The sequence below is a fragment of the Rufibacter aurantiacus genome (genome assembly GCF_017916345.1).
GTDB lineage: Bacteria > Bacteroidota > Bacteroidia > Cytophagales > Hymenobacteraceae > Nibribacter > Nibribacter roseolus.
On sequence record NZ_JAFMSV010000001.1, the window covers coordinates 70,093 to 92,476 of the forward strand.

The window sequence follows — 22,384 nt, forward strand, 5'->3', positions numbered from 1 at the left end:
TAATTCATTCAGTAGTAAGCACATTTGCTCTGAATAACTTTATTTTGAGTAGCCTTAAAAAACCGGTTCAGGCCAAATATAAATTTTATTATGTTTCATAAGAATGGAGCTTAACTAAGCGCTTCGGGATTAGCGTTTTTAGATCCAGATAGTATGGGGTTGGCCCCTAAGGTTCCATCTAGTATCTTACCCGCACATATTTAAACCGTCACGTATGTTTCAGAAAAAGTATTGGGCTGCAAGCGCCTTTGCCTTCTTGTTTTCCTTCCAGATAATAGCCCAAGGAGATCCTGCCTGGCCAGGAGTTTTCCAGAAAATCAACACCGAGGTTCAAACTAACTCCAAGGCCTATAGTTCTTTGAAGACCGCCTCAGAGGCCATAGGGCACCGCATGACGGGCTCCCCTAACGGTAAGAAAGCGGAGGAATTCGCCTATAATCTGTTCAAGGCTTACGGTTTCACCGATGTGCGTTACCAGCCGTTTGAGGTGGAAAGCTGGAGCCGCGGATCTCTGACCTTGCAGGTGGGCCCCAATGCAAACCAATTACAGAACATCAAAGCAGTGTCTTTGGCGCACTCGCCGGTAAAAGCGAACCTCACAGGCCAGGTGGTGGACATGGGCAACGGTCTGGAAGCTGATTACCAGTCCCGTCCGGATGCAGTGAAAGGCAAGATTGCGCTGGTGTATTTAGGTGTGTTGCCCGGCTCGCCGGAAGGTACCCGCAGTCTGCACCGTTCAGAGAAAACAGCCTTGGCCACCAAATACGGCGCCACCGGCGTCATCATCATCAACACCGTGACGGGCGGCACTTTGCTTACCGGAACGGCCTCCGTAACCGGCAAACTTATTCCCATTCCGGCGGTGTGCATTGGTCTGGAAGACGGCCAGAACCTGAAGGCGCAACTACAGAAAGCCCCTTTGACCGCGAAGATTGACATGACCAACAACTCCGGCAAAATCAAGGCGCGCAACGTTATCGCGACGCTCAAGGGCACTTCGCTGCCCAACGAGAAAGTGGTGGTGGGCGGACACCTGGACAGCTGGGACTTAGCCTCCGGCGCCATTGACAACGGCATCGGTTCCTTCTCGGTCATTGACATGGCCCGCACTTTCCAGGCCCTGAAGCTGAAGCCCAAGCGCACTATTGAGTTTGTCATGTTCATGGGCGAAGAAGAAGGGCTGCTGGGTTCTGAGGCTTATTTAGAGGAAGCCATCAAAAACAAGAAATTGCAGCAATTGGCCTTTATGCTCAACTATGACATGACCAACGACCCCAAAGGCTACAACGCTAGCCAGGAGTCTTGCCGGGAACTTTTCCAGAGCATCGGGGCTATTGCGGCTAAGATAGACACCACCTTCAAGAACAGCTTCAGCTCGCGGGCCGGGCTGCACTCAGACCACCAGCCGTTCATGCTGCACGGCATTCCTACCGGGGGTTCCTCGGGCGGCAAACTGCCCAAGGGCGCCGGTGACTGCTACCACGCTGATTGCGATTCTTTCAAACTGGTGGATGAGCAAGGCCTGAAAAATACCGTGCGGTTCAGCAGCATGCTCCTCTACGGCATTGCCGATGCCAACACCATCCCGGCCCGGCGCCTGAATGACGAGGAAACCAAAGCTTTCCTACTGCAGAACAACCTCAAGGAGCCCCTGAAGATTGCCGGCGAGTGGCGCTGGAACGACTAGCAGGTATTTTTGAACTTACAAAATAAGGAATCCCGCTTCGGGCCTGTTTTTCAGAAAACAGGCCCGAAGCGGGATTCCTCTTTCAGGCCCTTTCTCGTTTCTATCCTACTTTCCACCTCTTTATAAATGTAACCCAAAGCTGGCTGAGAAAGAATCAGGAGAGTGCCTCTTTGAATAGTTTGGTATCTAACCCGCTGTTTTCCTTGCCTTTCCCAAATAGAGGTTTTCTGGTCAGCAGGTCTTCTTAGGAAGTAATTGCTTTTCTTTTAGCGCCTCTTTGCCCACTTTAAACCCTTTCAAACCCGCTTTGGGCGAAAATACCCGCCCCCTGTTTAGCATTTTATCAACTTCAAATATGATTTACATCATCTAAATGGAACCTTTTGATACAGATATTTATTCAACATTAAAAGCTAAGAAAATATGGGAAGATTTATATGCGCAACAGATTTTTCAGGAGCCTCTGAAAATGCAATTCAATATGCGGGTGAGATTGGGCAGCGCATAAACTCTGAGATTGTTTTATTCCATAATATCTGTGAAACCAAAGAGCCTGTTCTGGTAGCGGCTTCAGGAGAAAATCACTGCCCTATTGCCAGGGAAAAAGAGCAGAAAAAAGAGGCAAGAACCCAGATGAAGCGGCTGCAGACGTATCTTGAAAACGGTGACGAGGACTTCTCTCTGGGTTATAAATCAAAGATCAGCCACGGTGATACCTCCCAAATTATCGCTACCCTGGCCCAGGAAGAACACGCTGACCTGGTGGTGCTTGGCGCTGACCCATCGCACGGGTTACGGGAAATGGTAGACCAATCCTTAACGGCCCGTATCATAAAGCAGGTGCCTTGCCCGGTGCTGGTGGTGCCAGGTAACGTTTCTTTCAGGCCAATCCGCCGGATGGTGCTGACAATAGACTTACACGGCTTTTGCCCGGCCAACATGGCCGAGGTTCTGAAACTGGCAGGCTATTTTGGGGCGCAGTTGCAGTTGCTTTTCGTGCTTCCCAAAGAAGAACCTACGGCCCGGCAGTTTGTGGAGGAAGAACTGGAAAGAATCAGCAAACGCCTTCCTTACCAACGCATTACCCGACACATAGAAGTAAACCCATCGGTGGAAGAAGGCATCAGCCAATTCTGCTTTAACCACCGTGCCGATATGCTGGTAGTGGGTGCCCACGCTACCAATGTCTGGAAACACCTCCTGCAGCCCGGCCATCAGCAAACCCCATCTTACTATCCAAACCTGCCCTTGCTGGTGGTGCACCCCAAGAAGATCAGGCTCTAATCTTCTTTCATAAGCGGGCATTCAATGGCCTCTGTCCTTCTAAATCCAGAGGCCGCATTTTTTCTCCTCATCATTCATAGTTCAAACAAAAAGCCGGACAAACTGCCCGGCTTTTTGCGTTCTCTTAAACTTAAATGGTCTTCTCAACCTGGTATTCTTTTGGGACCTATTTCCCAAAAACAGATTAAATTCAGGAAACAACGGCGGGGCTCCAATCCTGGCTGTTGCAGTTAGGGCAGATAGTCTGGGGCTTCTGGGCCTGCTTTTCTACATGGCCACAGGTGGCGCACGCAAATATGTTGGGCTCTGTTTTCTGTTCCTGCCGCAGTTCCTCGTCTATCTCCGGGATAATGGAAAGGCCGGGCCGCTCGTCTGGGTACTGCAGGATGGTGAAGGCGCCGTTGGCTTCCATGTAGGTGCGCTGCACCTTGCCCAGGTTGTAGATATCCTCGTGGCGGAACTGGGCCAGCAGGCGTTCGCGGGTAATGCGGGTGCGTTCCATCACTCCCAACTGCAGCGCGCCGTCTTTCACCAGAATATCCATGTCATCCATCACTTTCCGCTCAAAACCGGCATCCTGGGTGCTGCGCCAGGCAATAAAGCGTTCCACGCCCACCACCACCACGGCAATGATCACAATGGGCAGCACGCCCCTGGAAGGGTCCATGAGCGCCACCCCGTTCGCGGCGGCCAGGGAAACCAGGGCGGCCATCTCGGTACGGCTCAGCATAGAGGACATCCGCTTGCCCATGGCGCGCATGGCAAACATCAGAATAAAGTAGATAATGGCAATCCTGATCACCACTTCCAAAAGGAAAATCCAAGGCACCTCGCCCAGCACTATCCGCAACCAATCGGTGATTTGTATTTCTTCTGGTCTCATGTTCGTTTACTTATTTGGCCGCCGGAATCCATTCGTCACAGGAACAGTTGGGGCATGGCTGGTCTTGCACCTGGATGGCCTGAGCTATGGTACCGCAGCGGGTACAGGCCTGGTGATTTTTATCTACATCAAGGGAATCCATTAACTCCCGGTCTTTGGCCGGATAAATAGGTAGTCCCGGTTTAGGGTCTTTGGCTTTTACCACACTAAAAAGGCCACAGGCCTCCAGATACAGCCGTTTCACCTGGCCCAGATGGTGGATATTATGAGTTCTCAGGGCCGCAAACACCTGGTCTTTTGACAAGCGTGCCTGCTCCATCTCATTGATATTCAATACGCCCTCCTTTAATACCATGGAAAGCTGTCCCTGGGTGATCTCTTCCATCCGTCGGCTCCGGAAAGCCCACAGGTTAATGCCGCGCTGGAAGAACAAGGCGCAGATGAAGATCACAATGCCCAGCAGAATACCCCGGTCGGGCAACTGCATAGGCGCCGAGGCTATTCCGCCCAGGGTAACCATCACGGCCAGTTCTGATATGGTGAGCTGCGCGTTCATGCGTTTTCCCATGAGGCGCAGGACGATGAGCAAGGCAATGTATATCACGATGGTCCGGATGAAGACCTCCAGCATGAATTCCCAGGGCGTGTTCCCGATGAGGAGCCGTTGCCAGTCTGGGAAATAGATCTCTTCTTTTTTCATAACCTTCTGCAATACGAGGTGGCAACAGAACAGAGTTACCCTGATTCTTAGGGGATTAATACGGATGCTTTCCTTAAAGAGAGATCTGCAGTCCTCTAATCAAGGTTAATTTTTCTTAAATTCTAATGTTTGTTTAGGGCCTCTTTGGGCAAAACAGGCCCTAAACTGGGAAAGCTCATATACCAAAAACCTACTCTTACACGGGGACGGTTAATACGCAGGAGAGAAAAGAAAAAAATTCAATTCTCGTTTATGGATTCTGCGCCGATACAGCATCTTACCTTCAAAGAATAGAAAAGGCCAAGACAGGTATGTTTTACTTTTAGTTATTATCCTTTTATTTATACCCGCTTACTGACCCGCTGCATGTTTCTAAAGCTATTCTCCCGCGCTAAGCCTCCGCAAGACCTGGAACTGATACAGCAGTACCGGGAAAGTGGTGACGTGGAGTTGGTGGGGCAGTTGTTTGAGCGCTACACAGAGATGGTGTACCTGATCTGCCTCAAGTACCTGAAGAACGAGGACGAGAGCAAAGACGCCACCATGCACATCTTTGAGCAGCTGATCCCCGCGCTGCGCAAACATGAGATCGGCAATTTCAAAAGCTGGCTGCACGTGCTCTCCAAGAACTACTGCCTCATGTACCTCCGGAACCAGAAAAAGCGGGGCGCCGACCTGATTGACGAAAAAACGCTACCAATGGTAGAGAAAGCAGCCAGCACCCTGGCAAACGATCCGGACCATGAACCGGAGTTGCAGCTGCTCTCAAAGGCCCTCACCACCCTGGGACCTGAGCAGCGCGCCTGCGTGGAGCTCTTCTACCTGGAGAAAAAAAGCTACAAAGAAGTGGCCGAGCTGACCGGACTGGAGATGGGCAAAGTGAAAAGCCACATCCAGAACGGCAAAAGAAACCTTAAAATCTACATGGATAAAAACTATGAGCAGGAATAACCTTCCCGAAGACTGGGACATGCAGGAGCACCCTTCCCTTGAGGTGCTGCGGCAATACCAAGCCGGGGAACTATCCGCTCCCCAAAGCCACCAACTGGAACGGCACCTGCTTTCCTGCGAGATGTGTTCTGATTTGGTGGAAGGTATGTCGCTCTCCCAGCCTTACCGCGTAAAATCGGCGGTGCGGGAAACCCGCGGGCGCCTCAAAAACTTTTTGGCCCAAAAGAAACGCAAACGCAAGGTGTTTCAGTGGCCAGCCTGGCAAACGGCGGCCGTACTGCTGGTGCTGCTCTTCGCCATTGGTGAGGTGGTGTACCACCAGTTCTTTGCCAACCACAACCACTTCCAGACCACTACCGGAGAAACGGAAAAGGCCTGGAGACTAACCGGACGCGTAGAAGACAACAACGGGCAAACTGTTTCCGGCGCCACCATCCAGGTAGTTGGAGGCAAAACCAAAACCACCACAAACCAGGGCGGCGGATTTGAACTGGAAATACAGAGCCAGAAATCAAGGATCATGGTTTCGCACCCAGACTTTAGCACCAAAGAAGTTGAAGTCAACTCCTCCAGCCCTCAGGTTAACATTACCTTAGAAAAGGCAGAATAAGTTTCTACTGCTAACATGATGGACAACTACCTCCGCCAGACGTGGCAGCAACTGGCCTCGCGCTACACCGCAGATCAGGCATTGATCACGCGATTATGGGAAGAACTGGAAAAAGCGTACTCGGGTAAGTCAAGGCATTATCATAACCTGCGGCACGTAGAAGCCATGTTGCGGTTAGCCGAGGAATACCAAACAACCCCCGGCGCACCCGACCTAGTGAAGTTCGCCATTTTCTACCACGATGCCGTGTACCGTTCCACCAGATCAGACAACGAGGAAAAAAGCGCGCAACTGGCTTGTTCCAGGCTTCAGGAACTAGGCATTTCTCTGGCAGAGGCAAACACCGCTGTAAAGATGATTCTAGCCACCAAGACACATGCTTCCGACGGCAATTCTGATGTTAGCTATTTGCTGGATTTTGACTTAGCCATCTTGGGTGCTCCCTGGAATGCTTACCTGCAGTACAGCAGACAAATCAGAAAAGAATACAGCCTCTACCCGGATTTCCTGTATAACAGTGGCCGCCAAAAGGTGCTTCGGCATTTCCTGGAAAAGGAGAGTATCTTCCAAACAGCATTCTTCAAGGCAAAACTGGAGGGACAAGCCCGTCAGAACCTGGAAAAAGAGTTGGAGTTACTAAGACCGTAGCAAATCCCCTATCTGAGTTTCAGGCCTTCTTTTCTAAAATCAGCCATGAAACCGGGTGTTCTTTACTTTCCTCTAAAAAAGTAATTCACTTTCTCTTTCCGTGGATTCTCTCCTACATTTAGGGGCCGGTTTAGAAAAAACTGGCGAAAAATGCCATGGCAGAAGAAACTACAAAAACCATCCGGTGGGGCATTATTGGGTGCGGCGATGTCACCGAGGTGAAAAGCGGTCCGGCCTTCCAGAAAGTACCCCATTCCAAACTGGTGGCCGTCATGCGACGAAATGGGGAGAAAGCTCAGGACTACGCCCGGCGTCACGGCGTGCCCAGGTGGTACGATGATGCCCAGGCCTTGATCCAGGACCCCGAGGTGGATGCCGTATACATCGCGACGCCGCCCGGCTCCCACCTGGAGTACACCCTGGCCGTGGCCGCCGCAGGCAAACCGGTGTACGTAGAAAAACCTATGGCCTTGAACCACACGCAGTGCCAGGAAATGGTAGCCGCCTGCCAGAAAGCTGGGGTGCCTTTGTATGTGGCCTATTACCGCCGGCGCCTGCCCTCGTTCCTGAAGGTGAAAGAACTGGTAGACAGTGGCGCCATTGGCGAGGTGAGATTCGTCAACATCAGGCTTTTCCATCCAGCGCAGGACAACCTGGACCAGCAGAACCTGCCCTGGCGGGTGCTGCCCGAGATCTCCGGGGGCGGCCTCTTCTTTGACCTGGCCTCCCACCAACTGGATTACCTGGATTACCTCCTGGGTCCTATCGCCAGCGCCTCGGGGCAGACCGCGAACCAGGCTGGCCTCTACCCTGCCGAGGACATTGTGACCGGGCAGTTCCGGTTCCAGAACGGTGTGCTGGGCACCGGCATCTGGTGCTTTACCGTGGCACCCGGCCAGTTTAGGGATGAGATTGAGATCATCGGGAGCCGGGGACGCATCACGTTTCCTTCTTTCGCCTTGGAGCCTATCAAACTGGAGACCGAAAAGGGAACGGAGGAGTTCTTTCTACCCCCACCGCAGCACGTGCAGCAGCCTTTCATCCAGACCATTGTAGAAGAACTCACAGGTCAGGGCCAATGCCCCAGCACCGGCGAGACTGCGGCCCGCACTGCCTGGGTCATGGACCAGATCGTGGGCCGGTAAATTCTCCTTTCCTATTGCACTTCCTTTCCGGGTGCCTGTTTAGCGCTTGTTTTCTCCATAACGGCCCTGAAACAGGCACCCGGGGTCTTTTCTGCCACCCTTCAGTTAAGCAGGCGAACCATCATCCTGTCAGAAGCACAAGAAGCTTTGGTGAACAGCAAAAGACTCCCCTGTTTTTATGAACGCCTGCTCCCAGCATTACTCCATTTCTGGCAAGTCATAAACCTTTAAATAGCCTATCATTTCATTTATATTTTAACTAGCTTTATTTCAATGTGATACGCTTCTAAAATTCAGCCCGATGGAACAGAACTTTATTCCGGAACCCCTGCAGGAGAATCATCCCCACGGGTCCCGGTTGGCCAGATTGAAGCGCCTCATCAGCGCCCGGTTCCCGCATTTAAAAGAATCCGTGGTGGAGGAGTTGCTGCTGAAGTTTAGTTGGGTTGAATTAAACCGGGGCGAAATCCTGTGCCGCGAAGGTGAGGTGGGCAACTGCGTGTACCTTCTGGTCTCGGGCAGGTTGAAGGCCTGGGTGGATTTTGCTAAGCCAGAGGCCCGCGAAGTAGGGGAAGTTGCCCAAGGCGAAAGCGTAGGCGAGATGGCGCTGATCACCGGCGAGGCCCGCACCGCTACCATTGTGGCCATGCGCACCTGTATGCTGGCCAAACTGCTCAAATCAGACTTTGATGAACTGGTGACCCACCACCCTGAGGTAGCGGTTAATCTTTCCAAGCTGATCATTGACCGGCTCACCTTTGCCATGCACCACACCCGTGTGCCGGCCAAATACACCAACATTGTCCTGGTGCCCGCTACCTCCAGTTCTGTTACCAGGGAGTTCACGGCTCAATTGGTTGAAGCTTTCCATGGGCATTACCATATCAGGCATGTCCACAAAGATTTGTTGCCTCAACCCTTGCGGAACGGGTCAATGCCGGAGGAGGAGCGCTTTTTTGAAATCCACAACTGGCTCGCCGAGCAGGAAGTAGACCAAGGCTACGTGATTTTCGAGGCCGACCCACAGGACCAGGAATGGACAGGTCATTGCCTCCGTCAGGCCGATAAAATCCTGCTCTTGACCGAGGCTGCCCAGGGAACCGCCCTTTCACAGGTGGAGGAATCCCTGTTCTCTGGCGACGATTTGCAACTGCAACAGGCCACTGAAGTAGCATTTTTGTACCCTCCTGCCACCGAGACTCCCACCCAAACCCACGAAATGCTGGAACTTAGGCCGGTTTCCCGCCACTACAACATCAGGCTACAAGACCAGCGACACCTGAACCGGTTGGCCCGAATGCTCACAAACAAAGGCATCGGGCTGGTGCTGGGCGGCGGCGGGGCCAAAGGCTTTGCCCACGTCGGCGTTTTTAAAGCACTGCGCGAGGCCGACATCCCCATTGACATGGTCTGCGGTACCAGCATAGGTGCCATCATTGCCGCGGCCGTCGCCCATGAATGGGACCCTGAGGAGATTTATCAGAAAGGACGAAGCGCTTTTGTGACTGACAAGCCCCTGAATGATTACACCTTGCCCGTGCTCTCGCTTATCAAAGGCCACAAACTCCAGAGTACCAACCGGAAATACTTCGGGGAAAAGAACATTGAGGACTTATGGCTTAACTTCTTCTGCATCTCCAGCAACTACACCCTCTCAGAGATGGTAGTGCATGAACGCGGTCCTCTCTGGAAATACGTCACGGCCTCTGTTTCCATTCCCGGGGTGCTGCCGCCGGTGGTAGATGGCAACAACCTGCTCATTGACGGCGCTTCCTTCAACAATTTCCCGGTAGATGTCATGAAAGCCCGGTACGGCGGAAAACTCATTGGCATCAACCTCTTAGAAGACAAGGAATATAAACTGAACTACACCAATCTGCCGGGCGGCTGGCATCTCTTCTTTTCCAGGTTCCTCCCCTTCCTTAAACGCTACAAAAGCCCCAGCATCTCCGCCATCATGCTCAAATCCACCATTCTCTCCAGCATGGTGCACCAGCGGAAACAAATCAATGACCTTGACCTTTTCCTGAATCCACCGGTAGGTAAGTTCAGCCTCCTGGACATGAAGAACTTTGATGCCATCGCCGCCACGGGATATGCCTACGGGAAAGAATTCCTCCAGACAACTAACCTTGATGCCCTGAGAACCCAGATAAAGGTGAAGGCCCATGTAGCCTAGATGAGCCCCTTAGCAGCATTTATCAGTGGCCTTTTTACCGGCCAACCAAATGCTGGAAACAGGGTTTGGGAACAGCATCTGTTTAAAAGGTATTTTAGGAAAAACAGGTCCAAAACAGATTTACCCTGTTTGAAAAACCTCGGTTTGTACTATTATCCTGAAGAGCACAGACGTCCTGTAGGTGCGTGCACCCAATTACTTGCGGTTTCCCTTGAAAATAGCCAATCATTTTAGTACATTGGCAGGAAATTTTATAAATGACCAACTTTTTAGTTGAGTTGATTAAACAAAAATCAGAGGACTCTCGCCACCGTTCATATTCCCAAGTAACGGTTTTTAGCACAGTTCAGGAAAAAAGCTATCAAAACAATCCTGTTTGGGTGAACCTGATAGTTTTTTAATGCGAAATTGAACAAACATCACCTTTAAGCAGGAAAACTGCTTCATTCACCATTCCTTTCTCCTTTTTAATCAATACCCAAAAGCAGTTTGCCTTTTCTTTTTCTCTTGTCCTTTGCTACGCCCTCCTTCCCCCAGCATTTAGAAGGCGTTTTCAATTTCAAAGTGGTCTCCTTTATATCACCTTATTGAAGCACTTCATGATGGCAACCAATACCTTACATATTCAGACTCAAATCAGAAAACCTTCTATTTCTGCTGCGATCAGGACCTTTCTTCTCTATTGCTCCTTCTTTTTCAGTTTCTTCTTTTATTTACCTTTTAATGGGTTTGCCCAAACCACCGATACAGAAATTGTCCCCATGCTGGAGTGCGTCAAATGGCTTCCGGCCGAAAACAAGTTTGAGGCCGTCTTTGGCTACAACAACCCCAGTAAATCAAACATAACCGTGCCCCCGGAAAACAGTACTTTGTCTTGTAACGCCCAAGTGGTCGCCGGGCAGGTACCTACCGTTTTCAAGCCTGGCCGGGTATTCTCCGCGTTTTCAGCCAAGTTTGACTGCCCGGTGCTCACCTGGACCGTGACAGGGCCCAGCGGCAAACCTAAGTCAGTAACGGCCAGCGGCAGCTCCACTGCCTGCACCACCAGCGGCAACATTAAACCCGTGATAAGTTCGCCGGGTAAGAACTTTACTAAGATTGGGTCAGAACTCAGCATTTTACCTAATTCAGGGGTACTTACCACGAACAAAGTCTACCAGATAGAGCAAGTGAACGGACAGAGTTACGTGTTCATCAGCCTTTATGCGGTATCAGGAGCCACCACTGCCCTGCTCACTGATCTGAAAACCTTAGGACTTTTAGACCCCAAAGTAAGTAACCTGCACATCACCGGCTGGCTACCCATTGCCCAACTGTCTAACCTGAACGGGTTGGCCAACCTGGACCTGGCCATGCCGGTTTTCACCCCGTTGACCAACGTAGGTGCCACTACCACCCAGGGAGACCGCGCCCAGCGCACCGATCTCCTCCGGACCGCCTTTGGCGTTCAGGGCCAGGGAATCAAGATTGGGGTCTTATCTGACAGTTACAATGCCCGTTTGGGAAACGGAGCCTTGCTGGGAGTAAGGCAGGGTGATTTACCCGGTCCCGAAAATCCTCTCAATACCGTTCCAATCCAGATTTTAAGAGATCTCCCCCCTAACTCTGCCCTAGGCACCGATGAAGGAAGAGCCATGCTGGAGATTATCCATGATGTCGCTCCTAAAGCAACGCTGGCCTTCCGGACCGGCTTTGACGGCCCCATTGACATGGCCCAGGGCATCAGGGATTTGAAGGCAGCCGGCTGTAACATCATTTTAGACGACATCACCTACATAGATGATCCTTTCTTCCAGGATGGGATTGTGGGGCAGGCGGTAGACGAGGTGGCTGCTCAGGGCGTCGCTTACTTCTCCGCGGCCGGTAACTTCGGGGAGTTGTCTTACCAGGGAGTGTACACCCCTGTAGATCCTGCCACAAACCGGAAACACAATTTTGGCGGCGGTGATGTGCGGCAACGCGTTTTCCTGCCCGAAGGGGCTTATACCCTGGGTATGCAGTGGTATAGTGCTACCGGCCAGGACCTGGACTTCTACCTCACTGATGACAACGGAAACATTCTGGTGGGGCATAACCGGGCCAGTACGTTTCCTTTTGAGGGCATGTCCTTTGATGTAACAGCCGGCGGCGCCACCGCCAATATTGTGGTGGAGAATGCCAGTACTACGTTGGACCCTAGCGTGGTATTCAAGTACATCATCTTCAGGGGCAATGCTGCCATTGGCGAGTACCGCACCGGCACTTCCACCATCACCGGCCACTCCAACTCTGCCGGTGCCATGACAGTGGGTGCGGTTCTGTACTCCAATACTCCCCGGTATAATGTTCCTTTGCCCACCATTGCCTCATTTTCCTCCAGAGGCGGCACTCCCCTGCTAGCCTCCGGCACTCCGGCCCGGAGCAAACCAGATTTTGCCGCGCCCAACGGCGGCAATACCACCGTTCCGATCGGTACTCTGTACAATGACGGGGATTCATTTTTTAACTTCTTCGGGACTTCCGCAGCGGCCCCGCATGCCGCCGCTGCCGCCGCACTGCTCATGGAAGCGCACGTGAGGTTCTCGGGCCCAACGCTGGCCCCGGCCCAAGTGAGAAGCCTCCTGCGGTCCACGGCGCTGGACATGGGACCAAGTGGCCCAGATGTAGCCACGGGCTACGGGTTTATCAGGCCAGACAACGCCATCTCCACCTTTGCCACTCCTACTCCAATTGCTTTGAGCATTTCAACCCCGGAAGGCGTTACGCCAGGCAGTAAACTGATTGTGACCGGGCACTATTTCAAGGGCTCCAGCCAGGGCAGCATCTCCAGAATCAAGTTCGCGGGTGCTGAACTACCTACTACCTTTATCAGTGAAACCGAACTGCAGACAGTTATCCCCACTTACACCGGCAATCCGTCCATCCAGGTCTGCAGCCCCTCTACCAGCATCAAGGGCGGGGACGGTGGTTGCTCCAAACCGCTGTACCTGTTCCCCAAAACGCTTATCACCATCAAAGCCAATAATACAACCAAGGGCTACGGCGATGCCTTGCCCACCTTTACCGCAACCTTTACGCCCAATGATAGCCTCAGGGCAAGTAACATCGCTTTCACTACCCTGGCTACTGACCTGAGCGATGTGGGTGCTTATATTGTTACCCCATCGCTTGCGCCTACCCACCCATTTTTGGCTCGGGCCGATAAGTACGAGGTGGTGTATGAACCCGGCATTCTGCAGATAGAGAAAATAGCCCTGGAAATAGCGGCCCGGGATGTGGCTATTACGGAAGGCGCGCCGCTCACCGGCTTTGCCTACAACTTCAACTTCCCTACGCCCGTCCGGAACACGAGCGACCGGGTGGAACAGGTCCGGAATAGCCTCCTGCAATCTCACTTGTCGCTCCAGACCAACAAGGTGGCCCTGGTCACTGAAGCTGAGCTATTGAACCTGGAAGCTATCAGGAACCGGAGTTTCTTGGTGAGTGATCTGGCAGAGACCAGTGCCGCTAGGGTCATCAATGCCACCCGGGTATTGAACGTGAGCAGCAGGTTGCTCAATGAGGTATACACCAGCGAACTGAACGTCTCGTCTGTCTTCAATGCCACCTACCTCATGAATGCCGCCCGCGTGATAAATGCCGCCCGGGTGCTCAATGCGGCCCGGGTCATCAATGCCGCCAGGGTACTGAACACCAATACCGTAGGACCGGCCAACAATGAGAAATCAATCCTGATCCTGAACGAGGCAGACGAGGTGCTCTCCAGGTTGTATTCCATCAACCTCATCACCGGTTACACGCTGGGCACGCACCGCTGGGCGCCGGCTTCGCTGCTTTCCCCTAACGTGAACGTGACCTACGGAGAACCCGCCAACTTCTTTGTGAACCCTATAGGCACCGGGGTAAGGGCTGTGAAACCTATTCTGGAATGCGTGCAGGTATCCAGCAGACCGGGTTACTACATCGCCCATTTCTATTATGAAAACCCCAATACCATCACAGTAGGCTTACCGCTCAACAGTGAAAACAAACTAACCTACGCCGGAGCCCAGCCCCCTTGTTTTGTGAACAACACCAGGATCCCGACCATCTTCAAACCGGGTAGAAACTATGCTTTCTCCGTGGAGTTTGACGGCACTAAAGTCTCCTGGAATCTGACCAGTATACAGGGTACCAAAAAGACTTCCATCGCCTCCGACGCCAGTTCCACTTCGGCCAGGTGCAAAACCAACGTGGCTATTACCTCTCCCTGTGCCAACACTACTCTCCAGGGGGTAATCGCCAGCAAACTGGAAGCTGCTCCTGTTGAAGAAAGCGGCGCTATCAGAGTATTTCCTAACCCTATCGGGAATGAAGTTTCCCTGGACTTGAGCGCCTTAGGGGAAACAGAGGTGACCGTCTCCATTTCAGATGTTCTGGGAAAAACGTGCCTGAAACGCCAGCAGTTACCAGCGGGCAAGTCCGCACCGGTCCTGAATACCAGCCACCTGGCTTCCGGGGTGTACCTGCTGAAAATAGAATACGGCAACGAGGTGAAATCCTTCCGGCTGGTGAAGCGGGAATAGGCTTTGCCTCTGGCCAATAAGACTGAACCTAACCGCCTTCTTCGGGTAACTTCCCGGGGAAGGCGGTTGGATTCAAGAATGTAGAAGCACTTAAATGCATGAGGTATGAAAAATTCAACGTTGCTGCTGCTTTGTTTCTTTCTCTCCCGTCTACTGCTAGCCCAACCCACACCCCAGGACAGCTTGCAGGCCCTTCTCAAAACAGCCAGAGACACATCCAGGGTAAATATTCTCTTGGAGTTGAGCAAAGCCTATAACGGTTCTGACCAGGCCAAAGCTATTTCCTATGCAAAACAGGCGTTGGCCGATTCCAAGACCTATAATTTCCCCAAGGGAGAAGCCTATGCCCTGAAGAGCCTGGGCCTGGCCTCCGTGAACGAGGGAAACTACCCCGAGGTAATCCGCTACTGGGAACAGTCCTTGGCCATCTTCAACAAACTAGGAGATAAAGTGGGCGCCAGCAACATGCTCAGCAACATCGGGGTCATTTACTCTATCCAAGGCTGGGAAGCCAAAGCCATTGAGTTTTACCTCAAATCTTTGAAAAAGGCCGAGGAAAGCGGCGACAAACTCCGGATTGCCACCGCCCTCCTGAACATCGGGGCCGAGTACTACAACAACCCCGCTACCCTGGACAAAGCGCTGGCCTACTACCTGCGGGCCCTGCCCCTCAGCAAAGAGATCGGGGACCAGACCACGCTGGGTACGCTCACGGTGAACATCGGGGAGATTTACTTTGCCCAGGGAGACCACAAAAAAGCGCTGGCTTATTACCAGGAGGCCCTGAAGATTCTGAATGCCGCGGGGGTGAAAGACAAAGTGGCCTATACCCTGAACAACATCGGGAAGGTGTATGCATCCCGCGGAGATCTGCCCATGGCCCTGGAACAGCACCAGAAAGCCCGGCAGATTGCCAACTCTGTGGCGGCCAAACTGGAAGAAGCCCAAGCCCTGAATTACATCGGGCAGATCAATCTGAAGCTGAACCATGCAAACCTAGCCTTATCCACCTTCCACCAATCAAAAGACATTGCCACTTCATTAGGAGCCAACTATGAACTGAAGGACGCCTACGCCGGCCTGGCCCAGTCTTACCAGAAACTCTCAGACTACCGCCAAGCCTATCGGTACCAATCACTGCTGCTGGGCATCAAAGACACCTTGTACAACGCCGAGACCAAGGAGAAAATCAACAACCTGGAGGCCGCTTACCAGAATGAAAAAAAGCAGAACCAGATAGATCTTCTCACCAAAGACAGCCAACTGAAACAAGCCAGCCTTCAGCGGCAACAGGTTTTCCGTAACGCGTTGCTGGCGGTGCTGGGCCTGATCATCATCATTGCGGTAGGGCTGTTCTTCAACATCCGGAACAAGGTGAAAGTAAACCGGCTGCTGCAACACAAAAACGAAGAGATCAACGCGCAGAAAGAGGAACTGGCCACCCAGCGGGATAATCTGGAGAAAACTTACAATAACCTGGTGAACACCCAGGACCAACTGGTGCAGTCAGAGAAGATGGCCTCGCTGGGTCAGCTTACCGCCGGGGTGGCCCACGAGATCAACAACCCCATCAACTTCGTCTCGGCGGGCATTGAATCTTTGCGTGCCAATTTCACTGATATCATGGAGGTAGCCAAAGGATACTTCCAGCTGAAACCCGGCAATGATAACACCCAGCAGCTGCAGCAGCTGGAGAAACTCAAGGCAGAGCTGGAGGTGGAAGAGCTTATTGAAGAATCTGAACAGCTTTTCTCCAGCGTGAAAAACGGCGCCACCCGCACAAAGGAAATCGTGAAAAGCCTGAAAAACTTCACCCGCCTGGACGAAGACAACCTCAAAAAAGCCAACCTGCACGAAGGCCTGGACTCTACCCTGGTGATCCTGAACAACCAATTGAAAAACCGGATCAAGATTGTGCGCAACTACGGCGACCTGCAGGAAGTCAACTGTTACCCCGGCCAGCTGAACCAGGTGTTCATGAACATCCTCAACAACGCCGCCCAGGCAATTCCGGGAGAAGGGACCATCGCCATCAAAACCTACTCCGATGATGACTATGCCGTGATCAAGATCAGAGACAACGGGGTAGGGATGTCTGAGGAAGTGAAGAAACACATCTTTGAACCCTTCTTCACCACCAAAGACGTGGGTGAGGGCACGGGGCTAGGCCTTTCCATTTCCTACGGCATCATTGAGAAGCACAAAGGCAAAATAGAGGTAGAATCCCGGCCCGGTGAAGGGACCGAGTTCACCATCCGGATTCCCCTGCAGTTCACCCCAGCCTCCCAGAACCTAAAATTAGAGACTGTTTCATAATTAGCTACCTGTACAGACCGCCATTCATCCCCCCTATAAACCATGGAAAACATGACCTTGGAACAAGTTGTTTCATTCCCTACCCAAGCCTCAGAGAAACCTTCCATTCTGTACATAGATGATGAGGAGGATAACCTGGTTGTCTTTAAGTCAGCGTTCAGGCGGCACTACAACGTGCACACGGCCAAATCCGGGGAAGAAGGGCTGGAGATTCTCAAGTCGCTGGATGCCAGCCTGGTGATCACCGACCAGCGCATGCCCAGGATGACGGGCGTCCAGTTTCTGAAAAACCTGCCCGAGGACAAAGACACCATCCGGATGATCCTGACGGGTTACAGCGATATGGAATCTGTGGTGGAGGCCATCAACACGGGGCAGGTCTACCGTTACATTGTAAAACCCTGGGACAAGGAAGAACTCAAAATCACCCTTGATAACGCCATTGAGGCTTTCCAGCTGCGCCGCACAAACAAACACCTCATCCATGAACTCCAGGAAGCCAACGAAGTATTGGAGCAGAAAGTAGAGGAACGCACCCAGCAGGTAAACCGGCAAAAAGAAGAGATTGAGAAGCTATTGCTCAACATTCTGCCCCTGGAGGTAGCCAACGAACTGAAGGAGACGGGAGCGGCCACGCCCCGGTTCTACGAAAGTGCCACCGTCCTTTTCACCGATTTTGTGGGGTTCACTTCCATTGCCGAGGGGCTTTCCCCTAATGAGCTGGTGTCTGAGCTGAACAACTGCTTTCTGGCATTTGACACCATTGTGGAGAAGAACAACCTGGAGAAAATCAAGACGATTGGTGATGCTTACATGTGCGCCGGCGGCCTTCCTGTCTCTAACCAGACCCACGCGGTAGACGCCATTCTGGCCGCTATTGAAATTCAGGAGCACATGAAACGCGTGAACGAGGCAAGGGCCTCCCAGGGCCTGGTACCGTGGAGTTTACGCATCGGCATCCATACGGGTCCGTTGGTGGCAGGGGTGGTGGGCCGCAAGAAGTTTGCCTATGACATCTGGGGCGATACTGTGAACCTGGCCAGCCGCATAGAGTCCAGCGGAGAGGGCGGTAAAATCAACATCTCTGAGACTACTTTTGAGGCCGTGAAAGAATGGTTCAGTTGCCTGTACCGGGGCAAGGTGCCGGCCAAAAACAAAGGAGAGGTAGACATGTACTTTGTGCAGAGTAAGTTAAATAAGAGAGAGTAAAGGCGGCTTTCTAGCCTGTATTCTTCAAATTACCCTTCCCGATGAGGTCGTTTTACGGCCTTTTTCCTGAAATCTGCTTTAAAACGCCCCTTATGGCCTGCAGCACTAACCCTTGATAACCCGTATGGCCCCTACCCCTTTTCCGCAGATTAGGCAGCACGTCATCCAGAAACTACAGACTGGCCTGGCATCGCACCTTACCTACCATTGTATTGCCCATACCCTTGATGTTCTGGAACAGGCCGAGGCGATTGCCCTGGCAGAGAAATTCAAAGCCCCCAAAGAGCTGCTGCTATTGAAGGTAGCGGTTCTTTACCACGATGCGGGTTTTGTGAAGACCTACCAGAACCATGAAGAAATGAGCTGCGAGATAGCCCGGCAGGAACTACCGATGTTTGGGTTTTCCCCCCGGGACATAGAAACCATAGGTCACCTCATCATGGCTACCAAGCTGCCTCAGAGCCCCCAGACCAAGCTGGAACAGGTGATCTGCGACGCGGACCTGGATTACCTTGGCCGCGATGACTATGCCCCCATTGCCGACCGGCTGTACCGAGAACTGCTTTCCCTGGGCATTCTGCAGACAGAGGAACAATGGATACAGATGCAGATCAACTTCCTGGAGAAACACCACTACTTTACAAAGTACTGCCAGCAAAACCGGGAAAGCCGCAAACAGGCCAACCTGCAGGAACTGAAAGTCAAAACAAGTCAACTTCAGAAGACTGGTGCGTAGACACCAGCCGGGCATCCATCTGCCGGAGCCGGCGGCACAAGGTCTTCAGGATTCCTTTGAGCACTTCGGCGTTGTTCAGCAGAATCTCATAGAACGGTTCCTGGGCCAGTTTGAGCAGGATGGCGTCTTCCAAGATGGTGGCGCTGGCCGACCGGGGTTCCGTATCCAGGATGGAGAGTTCTCCCAGCAACTCGTTTTCCTCCAGCTCGGCAAAGGTGTGTTCATGGTCATGGATTTTGACCCGGCCTTTGTAGATGATGTACATGCTGTCTCCAATCTCGCCTTTCCCAAACAAGACGGTACCCGGCGCTAAATGGATTTCTTCCAGCACGCCAGCCAGTTCCACCAGCTCCGGTTCGGGGGTTTCGCTAAATATTTCTGAGGCCCGTAGCGTCAGTACCTTTTCAATGAGTAACATAGTACAGATTACTTTAAGGCAGATAAAACATACTCTTTTGTCTCCTGGAAGAGGAGATCCTGCGGGAGCCTTTCCTCATCGGAAAGAATCATCTGGGCAGAGGAAATTCCAAGCTGGGGCAGCAGGTAACAAGCCACTGATCTGGTCCAGGCGGAGCACTGCATCTGGGTGTTCTGGATGATGGAGGCCACCATCATCGAGGCCGGTACTTCGTGTTTGATCCTTACATTCGGGTTATTGCCTTCGTCTGGTGACTCACTGGTGAAGTCCAGGATGCGGTCCAGTTGCAGAAAGCAGGCTTTGGGGATGAGGTGCTCCAGAATTTCTATGGCATTGGCCATTCGGGATTCATCATGCAGTTTCAGCAGGCTCATAACGCGGCCAATCTGCTGGCGGTCGTACCGGAGGGCCAGGCCCTTCAGCAGCAGCAGCACATCCTGGTTTATCTCCCGGGTGAGGGTGGTAGCCAGCAACTGCAGTTCTGGTTTTGTCCTGAGCTCGCGGCAGACAGAGGTTTTCTGCAGGCAGCTCGCCAGGTTCTTACTCAGCCAGGCATCCAGGTTCTTCTGGCCTTCATTGCTCATTTCGGCCTGTTTTAGCCAAAGGGCCTCAATAACGTCACCGGTGGGCCCCTCTTCCCGGGCCAGCAAATCCAGCAGGAATTCAGTGGAGTTTTCCCCCTTCACCTTACCCGCGGCCAGCACCACCGCCCGTACAAAAGCCGCCTGGGCCCGAGACTTAAGCGCCTCTGCCGTAAACACCGGGTCTCCGAAATATACCAATGATTTCTGCAGGGCGTGCCAGGCCTGGTGTGTTTTGGCGGTTTCCACCACTTGCCCCAGCAGGCTGAATTCCTTCACCCGGCCCACGGTTTCAATGGCTTTTTTATAAATCGGCTCAAAATCAGAGTTCAGCAATTTGCCCAGTACCTCCTGGAACCCACTGGCCGGCGCTTCCCAGAGAATGTCCAGAACCAGTTGCTGGTGAGGGGCATTGCCCGTATCCACCATGGCGTTCAAAGCGATTTGCACCACTTCTTTCGCATCTTCGTTCTGCCGCTGCAGAAACCCCACCAAGGCCGCCTGATAGGCCACCGGCTCCATTGATGCCATAGCCGCCTGGTCAGCGACACTGATTTCAGGAACCAGGCTGTAATAGGCTTTGAGTAGTTCGGGCTTCAAAGGGTCGGGCTTTTCCGAGGCCAACTGCTGCTGCACCAGGTCCAGCACGTTCTTACCTTCCAGCCTGATAAGGCTGGCCAGGACAAACCGGCGCACCTCATAGAAAGGGCTGTCAAATTGGTGCTCAAGCAGTTGTTTCAACTTGCGGTACCCCGACCGCTCCAACAGCTCCAAAGCCAAGAGGACGTCTTTGGGATTGTTGCTGGTGGCTTTGCTCAGAAGCAATTCCTGCACGGGCCCGTCATGCAGGAAGAGCTCAGAACCGGTAAACCACCCCTTCCGGATGGCCCGCACCAAGGTGCGCAGGTATTCTTTCTTCACCAGGAAAACAGAACTGATCCAAAGCACCAGCAACACAAAGAGCACCTGCGCAATAAAATGAATGCCCAGTTCTCCCCTTAGTTCGTAGCAAAGCAGCAGGAAAGCCCCGCTACCCAGCAACGCAAAGGGCAGCATGTAGCCTTTTGCCACCAAGTGCCCTTTGAGCCGCACGTGGGGTTCAAGCGGTTGAAAAAGAATAAAGAAGGCCGGCTCCTGCACCGCAGACTTCAACACTTCAGAAAGCAGCACCATCACCCCAAAGATATACAGGATGGTATTCACGCTTTCTCCGGGCAAAAGCAACAGGCCGGTCAACACCAGCACCACCACCGGAGAAAGCAGCAGAGCATTGGTTAACCCCAGCCTACTGATGACCCGACTGCTGAACAGAAGCTTGAAGAAGATGGCCAGTACCCGCCCCACGGCGAAAAACACCCCAATGAAAATGGCCAGATCAGGACTTTTGGCAAACCTGGCTTTTACCTCACCCAGCAGCGTGTAATCAATGAGCGCGAACACAGTAAAGGCGATGAGCGAAAACAGCGCGATGGAAAAGATAAGGCGGTTGTAAAAAAGCCGGGTGATAAGTGAGGAACGGAATGGTGCCTTTTCCTGGGCTGCCAACATGAGGCTTTGGTGCGGAGCATGCACGGTGCGGTCTACTACCCGGTGCTGAAATTTGCCCAAGAAATGGTAGGCGCCCACAAAAGCCAGCACCGAGATCCACAGCAGGTTATTGACCCCAATGAAGGGCGTGAGTACCGGCACCAGGGCGTACCCCATCAGTTTAGCCGGAATATCGCCGGACCCCACCACCGCAAAGATGCGCTTGCTTTCCCGCACATTGAAAATAATGGCCGCCATACCCCAAAAGGCATAACTGACCAGCATATACACCACCATGTTCCAGGCCGAGAGCAGGAATGGAAGCCACTTGAAATCCAGGAATGAAATAGTGACCCAGGTAAAAAGCAGGGAACCCGCCGAGAAGAGAATGATTTTCTCCAGCAACTTGCGCGAGGTGAGTTGGTGCTCCAGCCTAGAGTAGCCCCAGTTGGCCACCAATAACAGCAAAGCAGACAGAATGTACACCTCCGGGATATGCTGCACTGAGAAGGAATGCAGAAACATAGTCAAGGTGCTGGTAAACAGGAAGGCCGTGGCAATACCCAGGAAGAACTGCACCAAAAACAACTGCCGGACTATCTTATACTCAGAAGGCTTGATGTTGAGAAGTGCATAGAACTTGTAATGCATAGATGAATTCTCCTCTGTTCATGGTACACAACTCCTGCGAAACATCAAAAAACAACATCTATACCTGGCTGGGGATTTCCCTATAAACTCAGATAGTGGCGGGTATGGGGTTCAATTCACCTATAGGCGTTTTCTAACCTCATCCAAAATACAAAATTTATTTGGCTTATTTATAAAACAAGGCCCAAAGACGCCAATTAACAGCTTTTATACGGTGTAAATCCGTATTCCCGCAGCCTCTGCCATCCTCCATTTTCTACTTCACTTTGGCGCTGAGTAAAAGCAAACAATTTCCGCTGGATGGTTTTTAATGGA

The 22,384-nt window shown here is 52.3% G+C and carries 15 protein-coding genes; 11 read left to right on the forward strand and 4 right to left on the reverse strand.

All coding sequences use genetic code 11. The features are described 5' to 3' along the window. Positions 1-214: 214 nt before the first annotated feature. A complete protein-coding gene (locus tag J3P34_RS00290; protein ID WP_210485853.1) occupies positions 215-1,687 on the forward strand; it encodes a M28 family peptidase in 1,473 nt (490 codons plus the stop codon). 423 nt (positions 1,688-2,110) lie between these two features. Beyond that, the gene (locus tag J3P34_RS00295) at positions 2,111-2,971 is read left to right on the forward strand and encodes a universal stress protein (RefSeq protein ID WP_210485854.1); all 861 of its coding nucleotides are present in this window, start codon (positions 2,111-2,113) and stop codon (positions 2,969-2,971) included. A 190-nt stretch (positions 2,972-3,161) separates the two neighbouring features. Here J3P34_RS00295 and J3P34_RS00300 read toward each other — a convergent pair whose 3' ends face one another. Beyond that, entirely contained in the window at positions 3,162-3,854 is a 693-nt protein-coding gene (locus tag J3P34_RS00300; protein WP_210485856.1) for a DUF421 domain-containing protein, read from the reverse strand. Positions 3,855-3,864: 10 nt separating this feature from the next. Continuing rightward, positions 3,865-4,554 (reverse strand): DUF421 domain-containing protein, encoded by a 690-nt coding sequence (locus J3P34_RS00305; RefSeq protein ID WP_210485858.1) that lies wholly within the window; start codon positions 4,552-4,554, stop codon positions 3,865-3,867. Positions 4,555-4,920: 366 nt separating this feature from the next. Here J3P34_RS00305 and J3P34_RS00310 point away from each other — a divergent pair, with 366 nt between their 5' ends. The 9 genes from J3P34_RS00310 (at position 4,921) to J3P34_RS00350 (ending at position 18,892) form a co-directional block, all read left to right on the forward strand. After that, complete coding sequence (locus J3P34_RS00310; protein WP_210485860.1) at positions 4,921-5,505, forward strand: RNA polymerase sigma factor; 585 nt, start codon at positions 4,921-4,923, stop codon at positions 5,503-5,505. Then, positions 5,492-6,115, forward strand: a complete 624-nt coding sequence (locus tag J3P34_RS00315) for a carboxypeptidase-like regulatory domain-containing protein (protein ID WP_210485862.1) — start codon at positions 5,492-5,494, stop codon at positions 6,113-6,115. The genes J3P34_RS00310 and J3P34_RS00315 overlap by 14 nt, the downstream gene beginning before the upstream one ends. Positions 6,116-6,130: 15 nt before the next feature. Beyond that, positions 6,131-6,763, forward strand: coding sequence for an HD domain-containing protein (locus J3P34_RS00320; RefSeq protein ID WP_210485864.1), 633 nt, complete (start codon positions 6,131-6,133; stop codon positions 6,761-6,763). 155 nt (positions 6,764-6,918) lie between these two features. Then, positions 6,919-7,908, forward strand: a complete 990-nt coding sequence (locus J3P34_RS00325; protein ID WP_210485866.1) for a Gfo/Idh/MocA family protein — start codon at positions 6,919-6,921, stop codon at positions 7,906-7,908. 301 nt (positions 7,909-8,209) lie between these two features. After that, on the forward strand, positions 8,210-10,087 hold the full coding sequence (locus tag J3P34_RS00330; RefSeq protein ID WP_210485868.1) for a patatin-like phospholipase family protein: 1,878 nt from the start codon (positions 8,210-8,212) through the stop codon (positions 10,085-10,087). A 761-nt stretch (positions 10,088-10,848) separates the two neighbouring features. Next, positions 10,849-14,631 (forward strand): S8 family serine peptidase, encoded by a 3,783-nt coding sequence (locus tag J3P34_RS00335; RefSeq protein WP_210485869.1) that lies wholly within the window; start codon positions 10,849-10,851, stop codon positions 14,629-14,631. 105 nt (positions 14,632-14,736) lie between these two features. Continuing rightward, a complete protein-coding gene (locus J3P34_RS00340; RefSeq protein ID WP_210485870.1) occupies positions 14,737-16,947 on the forward strand; it encodes a tetratricopeptide repeat-containing sensor histidine kinase in 2,211 nt (736 codons plus the stop codon). 42 nt (positions 16,948-16,989) lie between these two features. Further along, on the forward strand, positions 16,990-18,156 hold the full coding sequence (locus tag J3P34_RS00345) for an adenylate/guanylate cyclase domain-containing protein (RefSeq protein ID WP_210485872.1): 1,167 nt from the start codon (positions 16,990-16,992) through the stop codon (positions 18,154-18,156). A 124-nt stretch (positions 18,157-18,280) separates the two neighbouring features. Beyond that, on the forward strand, positions 18,281-18,892 hold the full coding sequence (locus J3P34_RS00350) for an HD domain-containing protein (protein ID WP_210485874.1): 612 nt from the start codon (positions 18,281-18,283) through the stop codon (positions 18,890-18,892). Here the strand turns inward: J3P34_RS00350 and J3P34_RS00355 are convergent. Together J3P34_RS00355 and J3P34_RS00360 are read right to left on the reverse strand one after the other, a co-directional pair. Then, entirely contained in the window at positions 18,858-19,310 is a 453-nt protein-coding gene (locus tag J3P34_RS00355) for a Crp/Fnr family transcriptional regulator (protein WP_210465728.1), read from the reverse strand. The two genes, J3P34_RS00350 and J3P34_RS00355, sit on opposite strands and share 35 nt — an antisense overlap. Positions 19,311-19,318: 8 nt before the next feature. Next, positions 19,319-22,069 carry an NTP/NDP exchange transporter gene (locus tag J3P34_RS00360; protein ID WP_210485876.1) on the reverse strand — a complete coding sequence of 917 codons (2,751 nt, stop codon included), beginning with the start codon at positions 22,067-22,069 and terminating at the stop codon, positions 19,319-19,321. Positions 22,070-22,384 lie beyond the last annotated feature (315 nt).